At 38.6% G+C, this 19994-nt stretch carries 19 protein-coding genes, 2 tRNA genes and 1 other RNA gene; 8 read left to right on the top strand and 14 right to left on the bottom strand.

All coding sequences use genetic code 11. The annotated features are described in order from the left end of the window. The first annotated feature begins 198 nt into the window (after positions 1–198). From trxB to O1450_RS03940, 3 genes are all read left to right on the top strand, one after another. Positions 199–1149 (top strand): thioredoxin-disulfide reductase, encoded by a 951-nt coding sequence (gene trxB / locus O1450_RS03950; protein ID WP_018679648.1) that lies wholly within the window; start codon positions 199–201, stop codon positions 1147–1149. Between the two features lie 93 nt (positions 1150–1242). Further along, on the top strand, positions 1243–1974 hold the full coding sequence (gene aat / locus O1450_RS03945) for a leucyl/phenylalanyl-tRNA--protein transferase (protein WP_269230411.1): 732 nt from the start codon (positions 1243–1245) through the stop codon (positions 1972–1974). A 26-nt stretch (positions 1975–2000) separates the two neighbouring features. Continuing rightward, on the top strand, positions 2001–2816 hold the full coding sequence (locus O1450_RS03940) for an arginyltransferase (RefSeq protein ID WP_269229770.1): 816 nt from the start codon (positions 2001–2003) through the stop codon (positions 2814–2816). On the opposite strand, the gene rimI is transcribed toward O1450_RS03940, so the two are convergent. The 8 genes from rimI to O1450_RS03900 all read right to left on the bottom strand — a co-directional run bounded on the left by rimI (position 2802) and on the right by O1450_RS03900 (position 11674). Continuing rightward, positions 2802–3263, bottom strand: a complete 462-nt coding sequence (rimI, locus tag O1450_RS03935; RefSeq protein WP_269229769.1) for a ribosomal protein S18-alanine N-acetyltransferase — start codon at positions 3261–3263, stop codon at positions 2802–2804. The genes O1450_RS03940 and rimI overlap by 15 nt on opposite strands. A 93-nt stretch (positions 3264–3356) precedes the next feature. Next, positions 3357–4241, bottom strand: coding sequence for a metal-dependent hydrolase (locus O1450_RS03930; RefSeq protein ID WP_269229768.1), 885 nt, complete (start codon positions 4239–4241; stop codon positions 3357–3359). A gap of 222 nt (positions 4242–4463) precedes the next feature. Beyond that, positions 4464–5345, bottom strand: a complete 882-nt coding sequence (locus tag O1450_RS03925; protein WP_269229767.1) for a metal-dependent hydrolase — start codon at positions 5343–5345, stop codon at positions 4464–4466. A gap of 202 nt (positions 5346–5547) precedes the next feature. Next, positions 5548–6738: an elongation factor Tu gene (gene tuf / locus O1450_RS03920; RefSeq protein WP_269229021.1), complete on the bottom strand. Its 1191-nt coding sequence runs from the start codon at positions 6736–6738 to the stop codon at positions 5548–5550. A 93-nt stretch (positions 6739–6831) separates the two neighbouring features. Continuing rightward, positions 6832–8970 (bottom strand): elongation factor G, encoded by a 2139-nt coding sequence (gene fusA, locus O1450_RS03915; protein WP_050041360.1) that lies wholly within the window; start codon positions 8968–8970, stop codon positions 6832–6834. 177 nt (positions 8971–9147) lie between these two features. Further along, positions 9148–9618, bottom strand: coding sequence for a 30S ribosomal protein S7 (gene rpsG / locus O1450_RS03910; protein ID WP_005190966.1), 471 nt, complete (start codon positions 9616–9618; stop codon positions 9148–9150). 160 nt (positions 9619–9778) lie between these two features. Next, positions 9779–10153 (bottom strand): 30S ribosomal protein S12, encoded by a 375-nt coding sequence (gene rpsL / locus O1450_RS03905; protein WP_004638184.1) that lies wholly within the window; start codon positions 10151–10153, stop codon positions 9779–9781. 171 nt (positions 10154–10324) lie between these two features. Then, positions 10325–11674 (bottom strand): EcsC family protein, encoded by a 1350-nt coding sequence (locus tag O1450_RS03900; RefSeq protein ID WP_269229766.1) that lies wholly within the window; start codon positions 11672–11674, stop codon positions 10325–10327. 289 nt (positions 11675–11963) lie between these two features. Between O1450_RS03900 and O1450_RS03895 the strand changes: the two genes are divergently transcribed. The 3 genes from O1450_RS03895 (at position 11964) to O1450_RS03885 (ending at position 14401) form a co-directional block, all read left to right on the top strand. Next, positions 11964–13193, top strand: coding sequence for a beta-ketoacyl synthase N-terminal-like domain-containing protein (locus tag O1450_RS03895; RefSeq protein WP_269229765.1), 1230 nt, complete (start codon positions 11964–11966; stop codon positions 13191–13193). 18 nt (positions 13194–13211) lie between these two features. After that, positions 13212–13664 (top strand): protoporphyrinogen oxidase HemJ, encoded by a 453-nt coding sequence (hemJ, locus tag O1450_RS03890; protein WP_269229764.1) that lies wholly within the window; start codon positions 13212–13214, stop codon positions 13662–13664. Between the two features lie 218 nt (positions 13665–13882). Then, positions 13883–14401 (top strand): hypothetical protein, encoded by a 519-nt coding sequence (locus O1450_RS03885; RefSeq protein WP_269229763.1) that lies wholly within the window; start codon positions 13883–13885, stop codon positions 14399–14401. Between the two features lie 55 nt (positions 14402–14456). On the opposite strand, the gene O1450_RS03880 is transcribed toward O1450_RS03885, so the two are convergent. Next, positions 14457–14627, bottom strand: a complete 171-nt coding sequence (locus O1450_RS03880) for a hypothetical protein (protein ID WP_269229762.1) — start codon at positions 14625–14627, stop codon at positions 14457–14459. A gap of 875 nt (positions 14628–15502) precedes the next feature. Here O1450_RS03880 and O1450_RS03875 point away from each other — a divergent pair. Together O1450_RS03875 and O1450_RS03870 are read left to right on the top strand one after the other, a co-directional pair. Further along, positions 15503–17128: an NAD+ synthase gene (locus tag O1450_RS03875; RefSeq protein ID WP_004663482.1), complete on the top strand. Its 1626-nt coding sequence runs from the start codon at positions 15503–15505 to the stop codon at positions 17126–17128. Continuing rightward, entirely contained in the window at positions 17121–18152 is a 1032-nt protein-coding gene (locus O1450_RS03870) for a hypothetical protein (protein WP_269229761.1), read from the top strand. The genes O1450_RS03875 and O1450_RS03870 overlap by 8 nt, the downstream gene beginning before the upstream one ends. Positions 18153–18370: 218 nt before the next feature. On the opposite strand, the gene O1450_RS03865 is transcribed toward O1450_RS03870, so the two are convergent. The 5 genes from O1450_RS03865 to coaD all read right to left on the bottom strand — a co-directional run bounded on the left by O1450_RS03865 (position 18371) and on the right by coaD (position 19953). Next, a tRNA-Met gene (locus tag O1450_RS03865) sits at positions 18371–18447 on the bottom strand. Between the two features lie 194 nt (positions 18448–18641). Further along, positions 18642–18718, bottom strand: a tRNA-Met gene (locus O1450_RS03860). 61 nt (positions 18719–18779) lie between these two features. After that, positions 18780–19171, bottom strand: an RNA gene (gene rnpB / locus O1450_RS03855) — RNase P RNA component class A. Positions 19172–19197: 26 nt separating this feature from the next. After that, on the bottom strand, positions 19198–19461 hold the full coding sequence (locus O1450_RS03850) for a YfhL family 4Fe-4S dicluster ferredoxin (protein WP_269229760.1): 264 nt from the start codon (positions 19459–19461) through the stop codon (positions 19198–19200). Next, positions 19462–19953 carry a pantetheine-phosphate adenylyltransferase gene (gene coaD, locus O1450_RS03845; RefSeq protein ID WP_004663488.1) on the bottom strand — a complete coding sequence of 164 codons (492 nt, stop codon included), beginning with the start codon at positions 19951–19953 and terminating at the stop codon, positions 19462–19464. Positions 19954–19994 lie beyond the last annotated feature (41 nt).

The following is a 19994-nucleotide window of genomic DNA, read 5'->3' as shown; positions in this document are numbered from 1 at the left end:
CTCGTTCTTACAAAAAAGATGCACGATTGTTTACTGTTGTTGTTAACATCCATTGTTGTTGCAAACATTGATGAAATATCAGTAAATGCTCTCCATGATATAGCTCAATTCGATTAGGTTTATCAATATTATCCACCCCACTTTGATGTGGATTAACGTATAATTTTAACAGTTTCAATATAAAAAGGATGTTCTTTAATGAGCGCTCGTCACTCACGGTTAATTATTTTGGGTTCTGGTCCTGCAGGTTATAGCGCGGCAGTTTATGCAGCGCGCGCCAACCTTAAACCGACACTGATTGCAGGCTTGCAATTAGGTGGTCAATTAACAACGACTACTGAAGTTGATAACTGGCCTGGTGACCCTGAAGGATTAACTGGTCCTGTGTTAATGGAGCGTATGCAAGCTCATGCAGAACGTTTCGGTACAGAAATTGTCTATGATCACATCAACGAAGTAGATCTTAAAACTCGTCCATTTGTCTTAAAAGGCGATATGGAAGAATACACGTGTGATGCTCTTATTATTGCAACAGGGGCAACTGCGCAATATTTAGGTCTTGAATCTGAAACTGCATTTATGGGTCAAGGTGTAAGTGCTTGTGCAACCTGTGATGGTTTCTTCTATAAAAACCAAAATGTCATGGTGGTTGGTGGTGGTAATACTGCCGTTGAAGAAGCACTGTATCTTTCCAATATCGCTGCTCACGTCACATTAGTACACCGTCGCGATAGTTTGCGTTCTGAAAAGATTTTACAAGATCATCTTTTTGCAAAAGAGAAAGAAGGTAAGATCAGTATTATTTGGAATCATCAAGTCGATGAAGTTTTGGGTGATAAAACGGGTGTAACTGCTGTTCGAATTCAGTCCACACAAGATGCAAGCACTCAAGATATTCAAGTTCAAGGTCTCTTTGTTGCAATTGGACACAAGCCAAATACCAGCATGTTTGAAAACCAATTGAACTTGCGTGATGGATATATTCAAGTTCAAAGTGGTACTTCAGGCAATGCAACAGCCGCTTCTATTGAAGGTGTATTTGCAGCTGGTGATGTAGCAGATAGTATCTATCGTCAAGCGATCACTTCAGCAGGATCAGGCTGTATGGCAGCACTAGATGCTGAAAAATATCTCGATAATTTAAACTAATCTCCACATTCTCTTGCGTTGACAATTTAGAATAGATTGTCAACGCGCTCTAGTTGCGTTAATTTAGAATCATTCTTATTCACTTTAGCAACTATGCAAGCGCTGCCTTTATCACAATATATTTTCCCAGATCCTATTGAAGCCGATCTAGAAGGACATGGCTTTATTTGCATAGGTGCAGACCTTTCCCCTTCTACCTTATTTGAAGCATATACACACGGTCTATTCCCTTGGTTTAACGAAGATGAACCGATTTGTTGGTGGAGTCCAGAGCCACGCTGCATTATTGAGCCTCATGCATATAAACCAAGTAAATCATTAATTCGAAATATGAAAAAACATGATTATCGGATTACAGTGAATCATGCTTTTGAAGATGTAATACGCTCATGTTCACTCCCCCGCAGCTATGCGAATGAAACATGGATTAGTGAAGATATAATCGAAGGCTATTGTTCTCTATTTAAGGCGGGTTATGCCTATAGCATTGAGGTCTGGCACCAAGAAAAATTGGTTGGTGGTCTATATGGTGTAACGATTGGAAAAGGTTGTTTTGGTGAGTCCATGTTTAGTACTGAAACCGACGTTTCTAAAATGGCTTTCTATACACTCATGTTGATCGGTCAAGAAAATCAGCTTCCTTGGATTGATTGCCAACTGGTCAATGACCATCTTTTAAGCTTAGGTGCGCGTACACTTTCTCGCCAAGTTTACCTAAAATCGTTACAAGATGTAATTATTGCCCCCTCTATCAATTGGAAAAGTTATCAAGAACGTGTATTTTCAAGTAAAACAATAGCAGTTTTTGCAAAATTAGACGGTTAATGGATTAACACCTTGGAGGGAGATTAATGAAATCATACCAACCCAAGTCCCTTTTAAATGACTTACAGTACTATATAACACCGCCACACGACTGTAGTTATCTTGATAATAAGTCAGCTCGGATGGTATTTTTAGACCCGATTCAGCGTATTGATGTGGTGACATTGTCTGAACTTTCGCGTGTCGGTTTTCGACGTAGTGGTGATTTTGTTTATCGCCCTGAATGCAATTTATGTCGTCAATGTTTATCTTGTCGCGTTCCGATTCAAGAATTTAAAATGAATAGCAGCCAGAAAAAGGCATGGAAGCGTAATCAAGATTTAACAATGAGTATCTTGCCAACTTCGCAAGCCACTCAACAGCATTATAATTTGTATGAACGTTATATTAACGAGCGTCATGCAGATGGCGATATGTATCCAGCGACATTAGATCAGTTTGAAAAATTCCTCGTTCACAGTTGTACAGAAAGTTTTTTCATCGAACTTTGGGATGATCAGAAACTTATTGCCGTTTCTACTTGTGACTTAATGGATGATGGTCTCTCTGCTGTATATACTTTTTTTGATCCTCAAGAACAACGTCGTTCACTTGGTGTTTTTGCGATTCTTAAACAAATTGAATATGTCAGCACTTTAAATTTAGATTACCTATATTTAGGGTATTGGGTGCCTCACTCAGCTAAAATGAACTATAAATCACAATATACGCCACTGGAATTATTATTAGATGGGCAATGGCGCCGCCTTAACCGCCCACTCTCAGAAAAAGAGATTCATCAACTTGGAAATTCATTAATGACGACACTACCATCGGAGTGGGATAACTTAATTATTAAATAAAGCGGCAAAATCATCAGTGCATGTTTTGACCATAATCACAGCATGCTCTTTTGTACCATCTAAATTGGGATAATAATTTTTGCGTAAGTCTATTTGATGAAAATCCGTTTTTTCATACAAACGAATTGCAGCAAGATTGCTTTCACGTACTTCTAAAAAAATTTGAATCGGATTATTTTTTAAAAGTTGAATTGAATAATCTAACAACTCGTATCCAAGACCTTTGCCCTGTTGGCTTGGATGAATCGCCATCAGTAATAAATTGGCCTCATCTAGAACAGGCTGCAAAATACAGAACCCAACGACCTGATTCGACTGCTCATAGAGCGTGCACTGATATGAAGCTAAAGATTCTTGAAATTGTTGTTTCGACCAAGGATGTGTTTGTACTAAACGCTCAATTGCAACAACACTGTCTACATCGCGCTCTTGCATCAATCGAATCACGATCTATCACTCTATAAAATATTGACGCAGATTATCAGCAATTTGATTGTAAATTTGAATAAAAAAATGGGCAATTTTAATTGCCCATTTTCATTAACTCATATTAAAGCCTAATTCAGCACGCCATTTATTCAATAAAGCTGTTGTATCATCATCATTCGGATGAAATTTTGGTCTTAAAAATGCCAATAACGTTGGAATTTGACGTGTCATAAAACCTTTGTAGCCATACATGAACTTGAGCATATATTTGGTATCTCGCCATGTAAGTTTGCCATCAGTTTTTAAAAGAGTCGCCGTGAAATATGACTGGGTAATAAAAATTAAACCCATTGCAATCACTAAAGCTAATGAACGCATAAAATAAGCTTTAAATCCTTGCCCATACATCGCTTCATAAACGTCAAATGCTACCGCTTTATGTTCATTTTCTTCAACTGCATGCCACATCCATAAATGGTACATGGTCTCATCCATAAACATGGATTGAATATCTGGGTTAGACAATAATTCTTCAGCAATCGTTGATGTAAAATGCTCCAAGGCACAAGTACCCGTTAAACCAATCATCTCTTTTGTAAAACCAAATGGTTTTAATAATTTAGTAATTATAGCAACTCCATATTGAATGACTTTACCCGTTTGTGCTTCCAATTTACGCACATCATAACCATAAGCTTGAGCAGCTGCATTGAATGCCAAATGCTCTTTAGAATGCATCGCTTCCTGACCAATAAAAGCACTAATTTCTTTTTGTAATCGAGGATCAGTAAGTTTTGGATCATTTCTAACTGCACGGGTACTATTCACAAAAAATTGTTCACCTTCTGGGAACAGTGCTGAAAGTGCAGTCATAAAATGTGTTAAAGCAGCATCACCATTTGCCCAATAGCGCGGCACTTCGCCAAATTCAAAATCCATTCGGCGTACAGGAAAACTAGCGCCAGCGCGGTTTGAAATATTGACCTTAGCATTCATACCTTATTCTCCTACCCAATGGATATATTTGATTAAAAATTATCTATGCTTTATTTATACGCTTCTTTGAACGCATTAAATAAGTGCAGATAAGGTCAGAAAAGCATCATCTTAGGACATGTCAGTATGATTTAAAAAAGTCTATTCAATGTAATATTCAAAATAAAAAAAGAGCAATTTTATTGCTCTTTTTACATAGGTTTAGCTAATGGATGTTTTAATTTAAAAACCTAATTTCGCCTTCCAATCTTTAAGTAATTTTACGGTATCTAAATCATTTGGATGAAAACGTGGTCTAAAGTAAGCCAACATTTCACCCGCCATACCTGTAATAATCCCTTTTGATGGACTATAAGCATATTTGTAAATCATGCCTAATTCTTTCAGATTTAGTTTTTTATCTTGCTGAAGTAGACGTAAAGTAAAATAAGATTGAAGAATAAAGATTAAAACCATAGCAAATACAAGTGCTGTAGTACGTAAACTATATGCTTTCAATCCAGTTCCAAATACTGACTCATATACATCGTAAGCCACTGCTTTATGTTCATTTTCTTCAACTGCATGCCAGAACCACATATATGACATGGTCTCATCTGTCATTAAATCTTGAATGTGTTTATTGCGTAACAATTCAGAAGCAATCGTTGCAGTAAAATGTTCTAGCGCTGTAGTTGCCGTTAGATCAACCATTTCTCTTGTCATACCAAACGGTTTAACGATTTTTGAAAAATTCTTAAGCGCAAATTGGATATAACGTCCTGTAATCTGCTCTAAAGATCTAACATCATGACCATACTTTTGTGCAGAAGCATTAAAATTTACATGCTCTTGAGTGTGCATTGCTTCTTGACCAATAAAAGCACTGATTTCTTTTTGTAGTTCTGCATTATCTTTAATAGTTGGGTGATAACGTACAGCACGTACAGCATCAATAAATAATTTCTCGCCATCTGGGAATAATGCAGACAAACCAGTCATGAAATGAGTTAAGCCAGCCGAACCATCCATCCAATATTCTGGCACTTGATCAAAATCAAAATTCATACGACGTACTGGAAAACTTGCACCTGCACGATTTGAAATATTTACTTTAGCATTCATGCTTCTGACTCCTTTTAAATGGAAAATTTCCATTTAGTACTTTTGTTCATTTTCTTGTGTTTTATATTACGGTTTTATTGCGATGAATTAAGTGCAGTTTAGGACAGCAAGGTATCAGTTTAGGACACTATTAAAGATAGATTGTCGAACAATAGACATAAAAAAACACCCCAAAGGGGTGTTTTTTTATTACTCTAAGCGATTATGCAGTTACTTTAGCAACAACACCAGCACCTACAGTACGACCACCTTCACGGATCGCAAAACGTAGACCTGGGTCCATTGCGATCGGGTGGATTAACTCTACTGACATTTCAACGTTGTCACCAGGCATAACCATTTCTACGCCTTCTTGTAACTTGATTGCGCCAGTTACGTCAGTTGTACGGAAGTAGAACTGTGGACGGTAACCGTTAAGGAATGGAGTATGACGACCACCTTCTTCTTTAGAAAGTACGTATACTTCTGCATCGAATTTAGTGTGCGGCTTGATTGTACCTGGTTTAGCAAGTACTTGACCACGTTGTACGTCTTCACGCTTAGTACCACGTAGAAGAACACCACAGTTCTCGCCCGCACGACCTTCATCAAGAAGTTTACGGAACATTTCTACGCCAGTTACAGTCGTTACAACTGTGTCACGGATACCAACGATTTCAACTGTTTCGCCAACTTTAACGATACCAGACTCAACACGACCTGTTACAACAGTACCACGGCCAGAAATAGAGAATACGTCTTCGATTGGCATTAAGAATGCTTTGTCGATTGCACGTTCTGGTTCTGGGATGTAAGAGTCAAGCGCTTCAACAAGTGCAAGAACTGATGCTTCACCGTAAGGACCGTCATTACCGTTTAATGCTTGAAGCGCTGAACCACGGATGATTGGAGTGTCATCACCTGGGAAGTCATAAGTAGAAAGAAGTTCACGAACTTCCATTTCTACTAATTCAAGTAATTCTTCATCATCAACAAGGTCACACTTGTTAAGGAATACAAGAATAAATGGTACACCAACCTGACGTGAAAGAAGGATGTGTTCACGAGTTTGTGGCATTGGACCATCAGTCGCAGCACACACAAGGATCGCGCCATCCATCTGAGCAGCACCAGTAATCATGTTTTTAACATAATCGGCGTGACCAGGACAGTCTACGTGAGCGTAGTGACGGATTGGAGAATCGTATTCTACGTGTGAAGTATTAATTGTAATACCACGTGCTTTTTCTTCAGGAGCTGAGTCGATTTGTGAGTAATCTTTCGCTTCACCGCCGTAAGTTTTTGCACAGATAGTTGCAATCGCAGCAGTTAAAGTTGTTTTACCATGGTCAACGTGACCAATTGTACCCACGTTTACGTGTGGTTTATTACGTTCAAACTTGGCTTTAGCCATGATGATCTTCCTTTATAAACTGCTCATGAGGGTCGCCCATGAGCACTTGGTTTTTTAACTAAATTTTAGTTGGGTAATATAGTAATCGAAAGATTACTCGTCGTCACCTTTTTTACCGCCAGCTTGGAACTTAGCGATGATGCCTTCAGCCACGTTACGTGGAGTTTCAGCATATTTAGCAAATTCCATAGAGTAAGTCGCACGACCTTGAGACATAGAACGCATTTGAGTCGCGTAACCAAACATCTCAGCCAATGGAACTTCTGCTTTAATTGCTTTAGTTCCACCAGGAAGATCGTCCATACCTTGAACCATACCACGACGACGGTTTAAGTCACCCATGATATCGCCCATGTAGTCTTCTGGAGTTTCTACTTCAACTTTCATGATTGGTTCAAGCAAGATAGGATCTGCTTTCATGAAACCATCACGGAATGCGTAAGAACCTGCCATTTTGAACGACAATTCGTCAGAGTCGACATCGTGGTAAGAACCGTCGAATAATGTCGCTTTGATACCCACAACAGGGTAACCAGCCAATACACCATTCTTCATACGTTCTTGAATACCTTTATCAACCGCACCAAAGAATTCTTTAGGTACTGTACCGCCGACAACTTCTTCAGCGAATTGGTATTCTTTACCAGCTTCTTCAACATCCATAGGTTCTAAACGAACATATACATGACCGAATTTACCTTTACCACCTGTTTGACGAACAAACTTACCTTCTTGTTCAACAGACTTTTTGATCGTTTCACGGTAAGCAACCATTGGTTTACCAATGTTCGCTTCAACACCGAATTCACGCTTCATACGGTCAACGATGATGTCAAGGTGAAGTTCACCCATACCAGCAATAATTGTTTGACCAGATTCTTCATCTGTACGAACGCGGAACGATGGATCTTCTTTAGCCAAACGACCTAAAGCGATAGACATTTTTTCTTGGTCAGCTTTAGTTTTTGGTTCAACAGCCAATGAAATTACTGGCTCTGGGAATTCCATACGTTCAAGAGTAATGATGTTCTTCTCATCACATAATGTATCACCCGTCGTAACGTCTTTAAGACCTACACACGCTGCGATATCACCCGCACGGATTTCTTCAAGATCTTGACGCTCGTTCGCGTGCATTTGTACGATACGACCGATACGTTCACGCTTAGATTTAACTGGGTTATAAACCGGATCACCTTGTTTAAGAACACCAGAATAAACACGTACGAAAGTTAAGTTACCTACGAACTTATCGTTCATGATTTTGAACGCAAGTGCAGAGAACGGTGCTTCGTCAGATGCTTCACGAGATGCTTTAGTTTCATCTTTATCGTCAAGAATACCTTCGATCGCTTTAACTTCTGTAGGCGATGGTAAGAATTCAATTACAGCATCCAACATACGTTGAACACCTTTGTTTTTGAACGCAGAACCACAAAGCATTACTTGAATTTCAGATGCTAATGTACGAGCACGAAGACCAGCGATGATTTCTTCTTTAGAAAGATCACCTTCTTCTAAGTACTTGTCCATTAATTCTTCTGAAGCTTCAGCTGCAGCTTCAACCATCTTGGTACGCCATTCTTCAGCAGTATCAACGAGGTCAGCTGGAATATCGCCGTATTCAAACTTCATACCTTGAGATGCTTCATCCCAGATAATCGCTTTCATCTCGATCAGGTCAACAACACCTGCAAACGTATCTTCAGCACCGATTGGCACAACGATAGGTACAGGATTACCACCTAAACGAGTTTTAACTTGCTCAACAGCACGGAAGAAGTTTGCACCTGTACGGTCCATCTTGTTCACGAATGCTAAACGAGGCACTTTATATTTGTTTGCTTGACGCCATACAGTTTCAGACTGAGGTTGTACACCACCTACAGCACAGTAAACCATGCACGCACCATCAAGAACACGCATAGAACGTTCAACTTCGATCGTGAAGTCTACGTGTCCCGGTGTATCAATTACGTTGATACGGTGTTGTTGAAATTGGTTACCCATACCAGACCAGAAACAAGTTGTCGCAGCAGAGGTAATTGTAATACCACGCTCTTGTTCTTGTTCCATCCAGTCCATTGTTGCTGCACCGTCATGTACTTCACCAATCTTGTGAGATACACCTGTGTAGAACAAAATACGTTCAGTTGTAGTTGTTTTACCTGCGTCAATGTGCGCAGAGATACCGATGTTACGGTAATTACTAATTGGAGTTTGGCGAGCCATGATGTCTACATTCCTAAATGTTATATTTAAAACAGGACGCATCAATTAAATTGATGCGTACAAATATTCAAGCAGGCAACTTAAATACCCGCAAAGCTCCCACTTTGATAGAAAACAATGTTGAATCTAGCTGCTGTACGCATGAATATTCTCCTGATTAGGGACTGTTTTATCCGCTTAGAAACGGTAGTGAGAGAAGGCTTTGTTGGCTTCAGCCATACGATGCACGTCTTCACGTTTTTTGATCGCAGAACCTTTACCTTCAGCTGCATCAAGCAACTCACCAGCAAGACGTAAAGCCATCGTTTTTTCAGAACGCTTAGCAGCAGCATCTACTAACCAACGCATAGCCAAGGCAGTACGACGGGATGGGCGCACTTCCATAGGTACTTGATAAGTAGCACCACCAACACGGCGTGCTTTTACTTCGACCATAGGACGAACTTTTTCAAGAGTAGTCTCGAAAAATTCAACTGGGTCAACTTTGTTTTTTTCTTGAACGCGGTCTAAAGCACCGTAAACGATACTTTCAGCAATAGATTTTTTACCATCTTGCATTACGTGGTTCATGAATTTAGCGATTGTTTGGCTGCTAAATTTTGGATCTGGAAGGATCTCACGAGCAGCGACTACGCGACGTCTTGGCATTTTAATACACCTAATAATATGACACTTCAGGATAATCCAGCAGTTTGTACAAGTGTCATGTACGCTACGCTGGCCTTACTATACGTCGCTTGAATTACAAATCTATGAAGAATTCAAACAAGCGAAACGCTAAAGGGTTGTTTGGGCTAGTTTCCTAGAATTACTTCTTAGGACGCTTAGCACCGTATTTAGAACGTGACTGGTTACGATCTTTAACGCCAGCACAGTCTAAAGAACCACGAACGGTATGGTAACGTACACCTGGTAAGTCTTTAACACGACCACCACGGATAAGCACAACACTGTGCTCTTGTAAGTTATGACCTTCACCACCGATATAGCTTGATACTTCAAAACCAGAAGTTAAGCGAACACGGCAAACCTTACGCATTGCTGAGTTAGGTTTTTTAGGAGTAGTCGTATATACACGTGTACATACACCACGACGTTGTGGACAAGCCTTCAACGCAGGAACTTTTGATTTTTCAATCAAAGTTGTACGACCCTTACGGATCAACTGATTTGTTGTTGCCATTTGGCAATTCTCCCGTTATTAAACAACCTTAAAAAGAAAAACACCTCTTTTTAAGGGCACATAATTGTAAGCCAAGAAGTAAAAATGGTCAACATTGCAAGATAAAGCAAGTGCTGACCATTTCTATAATTTTGTTGTTTTATTGATGTCTAAATCACACCAACAAAATAATTAACTGTGTTTTGTTGATGCAGGCTCTATATCGATTGTTTTTGGTTCTGTAGATAGTTCCGATTCATCAGAAGTGAGTAATTCATTTGATTGCTCTTTCAAAGCAGATTGCTGTTCAGTATGTTCGTGCTTGACCACATGCTCTGATGCAAGCTGTTGAATACTCTGCTCAACGTTTTCATTCGTCTGAATTTCTTTAGCAGCATGATCTTTAGATTGCACTGAAACATTGGTAATCACATCATTTTTGCTTTCATCAACACTACTTAATGCATTTGTCGTAGTCTCTGTTGCATTTAAAAATTGTGAATTTGGCTTTCTTAATAATGCTTCCGCTTTGTAATAGGCTTCTAAGGGTGAAATATCTTCATTCGGATATTCATTCAAATAAAAACGAGCTGCCCCGAAAACAGATTGTGCCTTGTGTCCTACATCTTCGAGTAAACGCCAACTATAAAAGCCACCTAAAGCAGCACCAGCAACTGGTGTTAATTTACCAATCACAGATGCTTGAGGGATATGATTCAACCACCCCCATTTAAACTGTCCTTCCTGATCAACTAACCATTTCTTTACAAGCTCAATATCGTTGCTCGATCCAAGCAACTGCTGAAACTGTTGTAAGTCATGGGTTTCTAACATCGACTTCAAAGCTTTTAATGCAATCAATAATGTTTGTTTTTCAGCAATAATACCCAAATCAATTTCTTTAAAAATAAAGGCAACCACTTCTTGATCTGTCTCATCAGCCAAATCAAACCCATGAGAGCGACCCGTTTGATAAATTGTTCTTAGTGCTAGAACAATCGAGGCAGGAATATCAACGGCTGCACCCCAAACTCCTGTTGCTCCCGTGATAACGCCTTGCGCAGCGGCTAATAATTTATTTTGTTCGATTAATGCCTGACTTAAACGTTGAGAACGCCCAGTATCTTGAGTGAGTTCGGTAATATCTTTTACACCTGCCTCTTCCAGAATCTTTTCTGTAAGTGAAGTATTAGAACTAAATTCATTCAACCACTGAAATAAATAATCAGAAACTTTTTCGCCCATGTCAGGTGAAATAAAAGATGCAACATTATTTACTTTTGTGTAATGGCGACCTAAAAGTTGATGTGACAATTTAGGTAACTGTTGACGTAACATATGTTGTGGGCTTTCGTATTGCTCAATCTCAAATGGGCTTTTAAAACGCGCCTTCCCTTCGATCACATTAGATGAATCTGTAGATCCATCTGCTAATGTTTTAGGGGCAGTTTGAAGTTTTTGTATTTCTGAACTGAGCTTTTTAGCCACTCCAAAGGCTTGGGTAAATAAACCTGAAGATTGCTTGTTTTTAGATTTTGTCATCAAGTACCTCTGTTCTATAATTTGTGCATCTCTAGGTAAATACTAGGTTGAATGCAAATTTATCTCAACTTTTATCTGTGTTCTTTCATTACCTTTTGTCTCAACTGCATTTATATTTACGAATATTTACACAACTAGAAATAGGCATAAAATTTGCCATAAGAAATAAAAAACCTTTCTGCTATGATGGTGTCATTCACTCATAAGCCATTTAAATCGTTATTTTCTCCTGATTTGTACTTATAGCGATATGCATAAGGCTTCGTATTACCATAAAAGGGATCTGTAAATGAAACGTGTTGTAATCACTGGTATGGGCATTAACTCATGTATCGGTAACTCTTTAGAAGATGTCACTCATTCTTTAAAAAATGGAATCTCAGGAACACGTTTTAATCCAACTTATGCCGAATTAAATTTTAAAAGTCATGTCAGCGCTGCTGCTGAACAAGATTTTGATGGTATTGACCGTAAAATCAAGCGTTTTATGGGTGTATGTGCGATGTATGCTTATAACGCAGCGATTGCAGCAGTAGAACATGCGGGTCTAAAACAAGAGGATCTAGCAAATAACCCTCGTTATGGTATTGCAGGTGGTAGCGGCGGTAACTCAACTGCATCAGTTGCAGAGATGGTTAAGCTATTAGAAGAAAAAGGCGCACGTAAAATTGGTCCTTTCTTTGTTCCCCGTAATATGAGTAACACAATTACTGCCAATGTCGGTGTAGCATTGAAACTACAAGGCGTTGCGCATTCAATTACCAGTGCATGTGCAACTTCTGCTGATGCAATTGGTTATGCCTACAACCTGATTCAATTGGGTAAACAAGACCTAATGCTTGCGGGTGGTGGTGAAGAAGATCACTGGTCTCAAAGCTTATTGTTTGATGCAATGGGCGCGTTATGTTCAAAATACAATGACTCTCCTGAAGCTGCATCTCGTCCTTACTCAGCGGATCGTGATGGATTTGTGATTGCTGGCGGTGGTGGCTTCGTTGTACTTGAGTCACTTGAACACGCTCAAGCACGTGGTGCGAACATCTTAGCTGAAGTTGTTGCTTATGCAGCGAACAGCGACGGTGCAGATATGGTTGCACCGAGTGGTGAAGGTGCGACACGTTGTATCATCATGGCATTAGATGAAGCAAAACAACATGGTGTAGAACAAATCGATTATGTCAACACTCATGGTACATCTACACCAGCAGGCGATATCACTGAACTTAAAGCAATGGAGCGTGCATTTGGTGAAGGACAAGTTCCACCACTTAGTTCAACTAAATCAATGACGGGTCACAGCTTAGGTGCTGCAGGTGTTCAAGAAGCGATTTATTCTGTATTGATGATGCAAAATGACTTTATTGCTCCAAACATCAACGTGACTGAGCTTGATGAAGGTGCACAAGGTTTCGATATTGTACTTGAAAAACGTGATGCAAAACTGAATACTGTGATGAGTAACAGTTTTGGCTTTGGCGGCGTAAACGCCTGCCTTATTTTCAAGAAGTGGGATGCATAATCCCACCTAGGATTATCGATGGATGCACCTTCTGATGCTTTCTTGTGGGTAAAAGCATTACATATTATTGCTGTGGTTTGCTGGTTCGCTGCATTATTCTACTTACCTCGGCTTTATGTCTACCATGCTATGAGTGAAGATGCCGTTAGTCATCAACGCTTTGAGGTGATGGAACGCAAGTTGTATCGCGGTATTATGTGGCCATCTATGATTGCCACACTCATTACTGCCCACTTCCTTGTCGATTGGGGTGATGCAACCCGACACTACCATGAAGCTTTATGGTTCTATCTTAAAGTCGGTCTGGTGGGTTTATTGGTCATATACCACTTTATTTGCGGTTATTATCGCAAGAAATTGATTGGTAATGCTCATTATAAGTCACACAAGTTTTGGCGTTTTTTTAATGAAATGCCGACTCTCATCCTATTTACAGTCGTCATCCTTGTTGTTGTAAAACCCCAGTTCTAATTGGGGTTTTTGCTTTTTAATGGGTCATCAAATTTTATAAAATTAGAATCAAATTAAGATTATGTATGAGATTTAAAACTATTTAACTTTTAATGAACTAAAATCAAAAAATTGAATCGCATCGCAACAATTACAAAACTAAGCGCAATCAAAAATTGGGTTTCTAATTAAACTATTTGCTATGGTATTAAACAAATTATGAATTGAATTTGAATCAGATGAAATTATTCGAATCATTGCACGCTATTCCCTCTCTGCTCATATCATTTCTGATTGTTTTTCTTAACATGAATGAATTTAAATGGCGTGGCTTAACTGATGGCGAAGTTGCACTCGCTCAATCTGTATTCGGTGATCTGATTGATTATCATGCAGTAAAAATCTTTAATATTCCTTATTTACCATGGCAGCCATTGAATATTTTTATGGCGCCAAACGGCAATCTATTTGTACATAAACAACATTTTTACCAAGATTACTCAAAATGTTCATTAGATCTTCAGGCTATTTTTATTCATGAACTCGCCCACATCTTGCAATTTCAGCAAAAAACCAATGTCATCTTAAAAGGAATGTTGTTACAGACAGGCTACTATCTTAGTTTTAAAAAGTATAATCCCTATCATTATCACTTTATTCAAACCAAGGCTTTCACCAGTTACAACATTGAACAACAAGGTGATATTGCACGAGATATTTTTTTAAAGAAGATTCCAAATATTATTTTGAACCAATAAAAAAGCCCTGTGAAATAAATGACAGGGCTTTTAAGTTAGAAATTCGCAATCTGCTTTATGCAACAGAACCTTTGCGCATTTTAGATTTAAGTTCATGGCGGCTGTCCATATTCGTCGTAAAATCCGTATCTTTGCGTATATCATCCATGATAATTGTACCAATACGCCCCACACCAATTGCCAATCCAAAGGCAATTACTGGAAATAAAATGGTTGAAATCATCATCACTCTAACCTCTTGAATATAAGAAATTCTTAACTGACTGATTAAATCTAAAGTTTATTTGTCTTGCTCTTGAAACATCACAGTACCAATGCGACCCACAACGACAGCTAAACCAAATGCAACTACAGGAAATAATAAAACTGACATATTCGTTACCTCTTCAATTATCAATAAATGTTTGCTTGTAATTAAGCTTGTTTGTCTTGCTCTTGAAACATCACTGTACCAATACGACCAACAACAACTGCCAAGCCAAATGCAACCACAGGAAATAATAAAACTGACATATTCGTTACCTCTTTTTGTATGTTACTCACATACTTGATTTAAATTACAGTGTACACATGTTCACATTGATTAGGATAATAGCAGTGTACACACGTACACTCAAGTAGCAGGAAAACTTTCCCGATAAATGGTATAAAAAAATAATCAAAAAACATAAGAAATTGAATTTATTAATTTTAAAAATAAAAATACTCAACAAATTAATCTTTTTTTGCAAATTTTATCGGTGATTGAATAGGTCTAACGTATAAAAAAATCTGTATTTGCTGTAATTAATCTGTCACCAGAGTATGAAATGATGAAATGAAAAATTATACAAAAGCACTAAATTTTGAAATTTTTGCCCAATAGATTGATCCGAATAACTTCAAATACACAGATTGATCCATAGATCTTCGTATTTTATACAGAAAAACTTGTTATTTTTACGCAGAAAAATGTGCATTTAGTATATATTAGTAAACTTGTCATTTTTCTTTAAGATGCAGAATGTTTAGCACCATGATATACAAACGTTTTTAAAACTATACTTATATAAATCAAAATCTTGTATATCAGCACTTGTTAAGACTTAGGATTAGGTTTGAATGAAAAATTTTAAAATTGCCCTTGCTCAATTTTCTCCGCATATTGGCAATATTGACGCAAATACTCAAAAGATGGTTGAGCAAGCAAATTTAGCGAAACAACAACAGGCTGATCTAATCATCTTCCCTGAACTTTCTACGCTAGGTTATCCAGCTGAAGACTTATTACTTCGCCCAAATTTACAAAAACGCACTCAAAAAGCGTTCGCTCAATTAAGCGAAGTAAAAGATATCGTCATGGTATTCGGTTTCGTACATCAAACTGAAGATGGTCACCGTTACAACTCAGCCGCAGTGATTAAAGATGGGCAAGTTTTAGGAATATACAACAAACAGAACTTACCAAATTATGGCGTCTTTGATGAAAAACGTTATTTCCAAGATGGTCATCAACATCTCGTTTTTGAGTATTTAGGTCATAAGTTTGGTGTACTGATTTGTGAAGATGTTTGGTCACTGAATACCGTCAAACAACTTAGCCAACTGAATGTTGAAACTGTGCTTGTCTTAAATGCTTCTCCGTATGAAGTCGGCAAACCACAGCATCGCATCCAAACATTAAATGAACTCGCAAAACAACTGAATCTAAATATTGTTTATGTCAATCAAGTGGGTGGACAGGACGATCTTATTTTTGATGGTTCAAGTTTTGTCAGTAACAAAAATGGCGAACTTGCATTACAAGCACCTAGTTTTCAAGAATCTGTTTATGTGACTGAATATGATGCAGAGCAAAAACAGTTTAAAACTGCTAATGCAATTCCAACTTTAGATACTTTTGCTGAAATCTATCAAGCATTGGTCATGGCAACACGTGACTACGTACAACGCTCAGGATTCCCAGGTGTGATCTTGGGCTTATCGGGTGGAATCGATTCAGCCTTGACACTTGCTATTGCTGTTGATGCGATTGGTGCTGATAAAGTACAAGCCGTGATGATGCCTTATACTTACACCTCTCAAATGAGTGTAGAAGATGCAACAGAACAAGCACGTCGCATGGGCGTAACTTTCGGTATTGCAGAGATTCATCCAATCGTAAATAGCTTCATGCAGACCCTATTCCCATTCTTTGGAAATACGCCTGCTGACGCAACTGAAGAAAATTTACAGGCACGTACCCGTGGTACTTTACTCATGGGCTTGTCTAATAAATTTGGAAATCTTGTACTTTCAACAGGTAACAAGTCTGAAATTTCAGTCGGTTATTGCACACTCTATGGTGATATGGTTGGTGGCTTCTCTGTATTAAAAGATGTCTATAAAACCATCGTCTTCGAATTAGCAAAATACCGTAATACATTAAGTGAAACACCTGTGATCCCTGAGCGTGTCATTACTCGCCCACCTTCAGCGGAGCTGCGTCCTGATCAAACAGACCAAGACTCTTTACCTGCTTATGATGTACTTGATGCAATTCTGTACGCTTATATCGAAGAAGATCTTAGCCAAGCAGACATTATTGCCAAAGGCTACGAAGCTGAAGTGGTTGAAAAAGTAATACGCTTAGTTGATCGTAATGAATACAAGCGTCGTCAGGGTGCAATTGGCCCACGTATTAGTTCACGTGCTTTCAGTCGCGAACGACGCTACCCTATCGTCAATGGATGGACCGCGAATGACTGAAAAAATTGTTTCTGAAAAGTCACAATTACTTGCTCAAGCACTTATGCTTGAGCAAGTGGCATTTTATAAAAATCAGCTTACTACACAGCTTTCTCCTGAGTTCTTTCAGCAGTTTATTCAGTTGTTTCTACAACATGCACCAAATATCAAACTGAAAGAAGTGATAGAGCTTGAACAAATCCAAGCCGTTGTTAAGCGTTATGCCTTTGAAATGCAGCTTGGTGCTGGGCTATTAGAGTTTATTGGTGAAATTGCTCAACGCTTGCATGTTTTTTCTTTACAGTCTTCAGCACATTTAGAAGATGTTTTTTCAGATCACCAATTTGAAATGTGGTTATCTAAATTTCTCGAATTAGAAAATATTCGACATTATTTAAACCACTTTTTGAAAGAAAGTCCTTCAATTCAGCAATTATGCCAATATATTGCAACCACAACTTTACAAAATAAATTACCAAAAGTCTTTTCACAATCTGATGAAGAACAAATTTCTGAAAGCAAATATCAGTGGCAGCAGAAACTAAAGACTTTTTCACATCGTCAACAGCAACGCATTGAACAGAAAATCGAAGAAAGTATTGCTCGCTTTATCCAAGAACAACTTGCCGATCTAAGCTTACTTTCAAATGATGACTTAGAAAGTCTGGCGCGTAATATTTGGGAAGATAACAAAGCTAAACCTTTATCTGAATACACCAAACAAGTCACACCTTTGGATGTTGAAGAATTCTTTGTAATGATTTATGAATACTGGAAAGAGCTACGCCAGTCTTCCTATATTCAAGATCTTATTCTATACGGCGTAAAAGTCTTTTATGATTTTTATGAAGACGAAAGTTTAGAGGATGTATTTGCTGCGATTGGGATTGAAGAGTCAGATCTTCAAAATGAAGCTGTACGTTTTTATCCTAAAGTCGTTGTAGCCTTAGATGAACATGGCGTATTAGAACCTATTATCACCATGATCGTAAAACCTTTTTATGAAAGTCATCAAACTCTAGCGACAATTGAAAAGCATTTATAATTATTATTTTTCTGCTGAGATATATTGAGATTAAATCAATATATCTCTTTAATTTTCTAATTCAATCACATTAAAGCTAATCAACTGAAGCCATCAGAAAACCTGATGGCTATACTTTTTTATCTTGAATCTATAAATAATATTCAGTTGATGCTTAGCAGGTCGAGTAGCCAATAAAAGCACATAAAAAAAACCACGCAGGAGCGTGGTCTATAAAATGGTGGCTATGACGAGACTTGAACTTGTGACCCCCGCATTATGAGTGCGGTGCTCTAACCAACTGAGCTACATAGCCGTAAACTGTGTGCGCATTATCTAGTGTTCTATACAACAGGTCAAGTGTATGACATTGAAAACATAAAACATATGAACAGTTTTTGTGCTTTTAATTTTTATTTGATTACTTTTCAACAAATCTTCTCTCAAACAGAAAAATTAATTAAAAAAGTTCAAATAAAAAAAGACCACGCAGGAGCGTGGTCTATAAAATGGTGGCTATGACGAGACTTGAACTTGTGACCCCCGCATTATGAGTGCGGTGCTCTAACCAACTGAGCTACATAGCCGAAAACTGTGGGCGCATTATCTTAACTTTCACTACACACGTCAAGCACAATTTTAAAAAATTTGAGAAGTGGGCCTGTAAGCCGGGTTCTGTCGAGGACGATCATTCCTCTAGGCGTACAATCACTCATACGCTCAAGCGACCTACCCGAATCCAGCACGGGCCGTGCCTCAGGATTCCTATTTGGTCTTGCTTCTGGTGGGGTTTACCTTGCCGTGAACTGTTACCAGACACGCGGTGCGCTCTTACCGCACCCTTTCACCCTTACCTAATCCTACCTAGCCTCCCTTTATTAAAGGGAGGAACGGAGGGATTGGCGGTCTACTCTCTGCTGCACTTGCCGTCGGTTTACACCGCCCAGGCGTTACCTGGCACCTTGCCCTATGAAGCCCGGACTTTCCTCCCCTGTTTCAGTCACGGAGACCTCCACAGCAGCGACCGTCCAGCCCACTTCGTGGCGCATATTATCAAAGTTAGAAATTAATTGCTCGCATTTTTTTGTGCAGTTAATTTTTTATATTTTGCCATCAACTCATCTTGTGACTCGACATACTGAGGATCAAGCGGAATACAATCAACTGGACAAAATAACTGACACTGTGGCTGATCATGATGCCCCACGCACTCTGTACAAAGTGCAGGGTTAATTTCATAAATCAATTCCCCCATATAAATGGCTTCATTGGGGCACACTGGCTCACAAACATCACAGTTAATGCATTCATCAGTAATATAAAGAGACATCTACCAACCTTGCTGATGTTTGCGTTCAAATGCCTCAACAACAACAGCGGGCACAAACTTATTCACATCACCTTTCAATCGAGCAATTTCTCTTACCAATGTTGATGAAATAAATGAATATTGCTCTGATGGGGTTAAAAATACTGATTCGAAATGAGGATCAAGTTGGCGGTTCATATTTGCCAACTGGAATTCATATTCAAAATCTGAAATTGCTCTTAAACCACGCAGTACTGCTGTTGCACGTTGTTCACGAAAGAAATTGACCAATAAACCATCAAAACCAACAAACTCTACATTAGACAAATGGCTTAATGAAGCTTTCGCTAATTCTACACGCTCTTCTAAACTAAACACTGGATTTTTATGATGACCAATTGCAATCGCAACAACCACTTCGTCAAACATTTTTGATGCTCTTGCAACCAAATCAACGTGCCCGTTGGTAATTGGATCGAAAGTCCCCGGATAAATCACACGTGTTTTAGACATGCGTTGTACTCTAGTTAATGAGATAAGGTACATATTTTAAC

It is taken from the genome of Acinetobacter sp. TR11, from assembly GCF_027105035.1.
In the GTDB taxonomy this organism is placed as follows: Bacteria; Pseudomonadota; Gammaproteobacteria; order Pseudomonadales; family Moraxellaceae; genus Acinetobacter.
The sequence above is the reverse complement of the archived record's forward strand: the minus strand, read 5'-3'. Positions and strand labels throughout refer to the sequence as shown.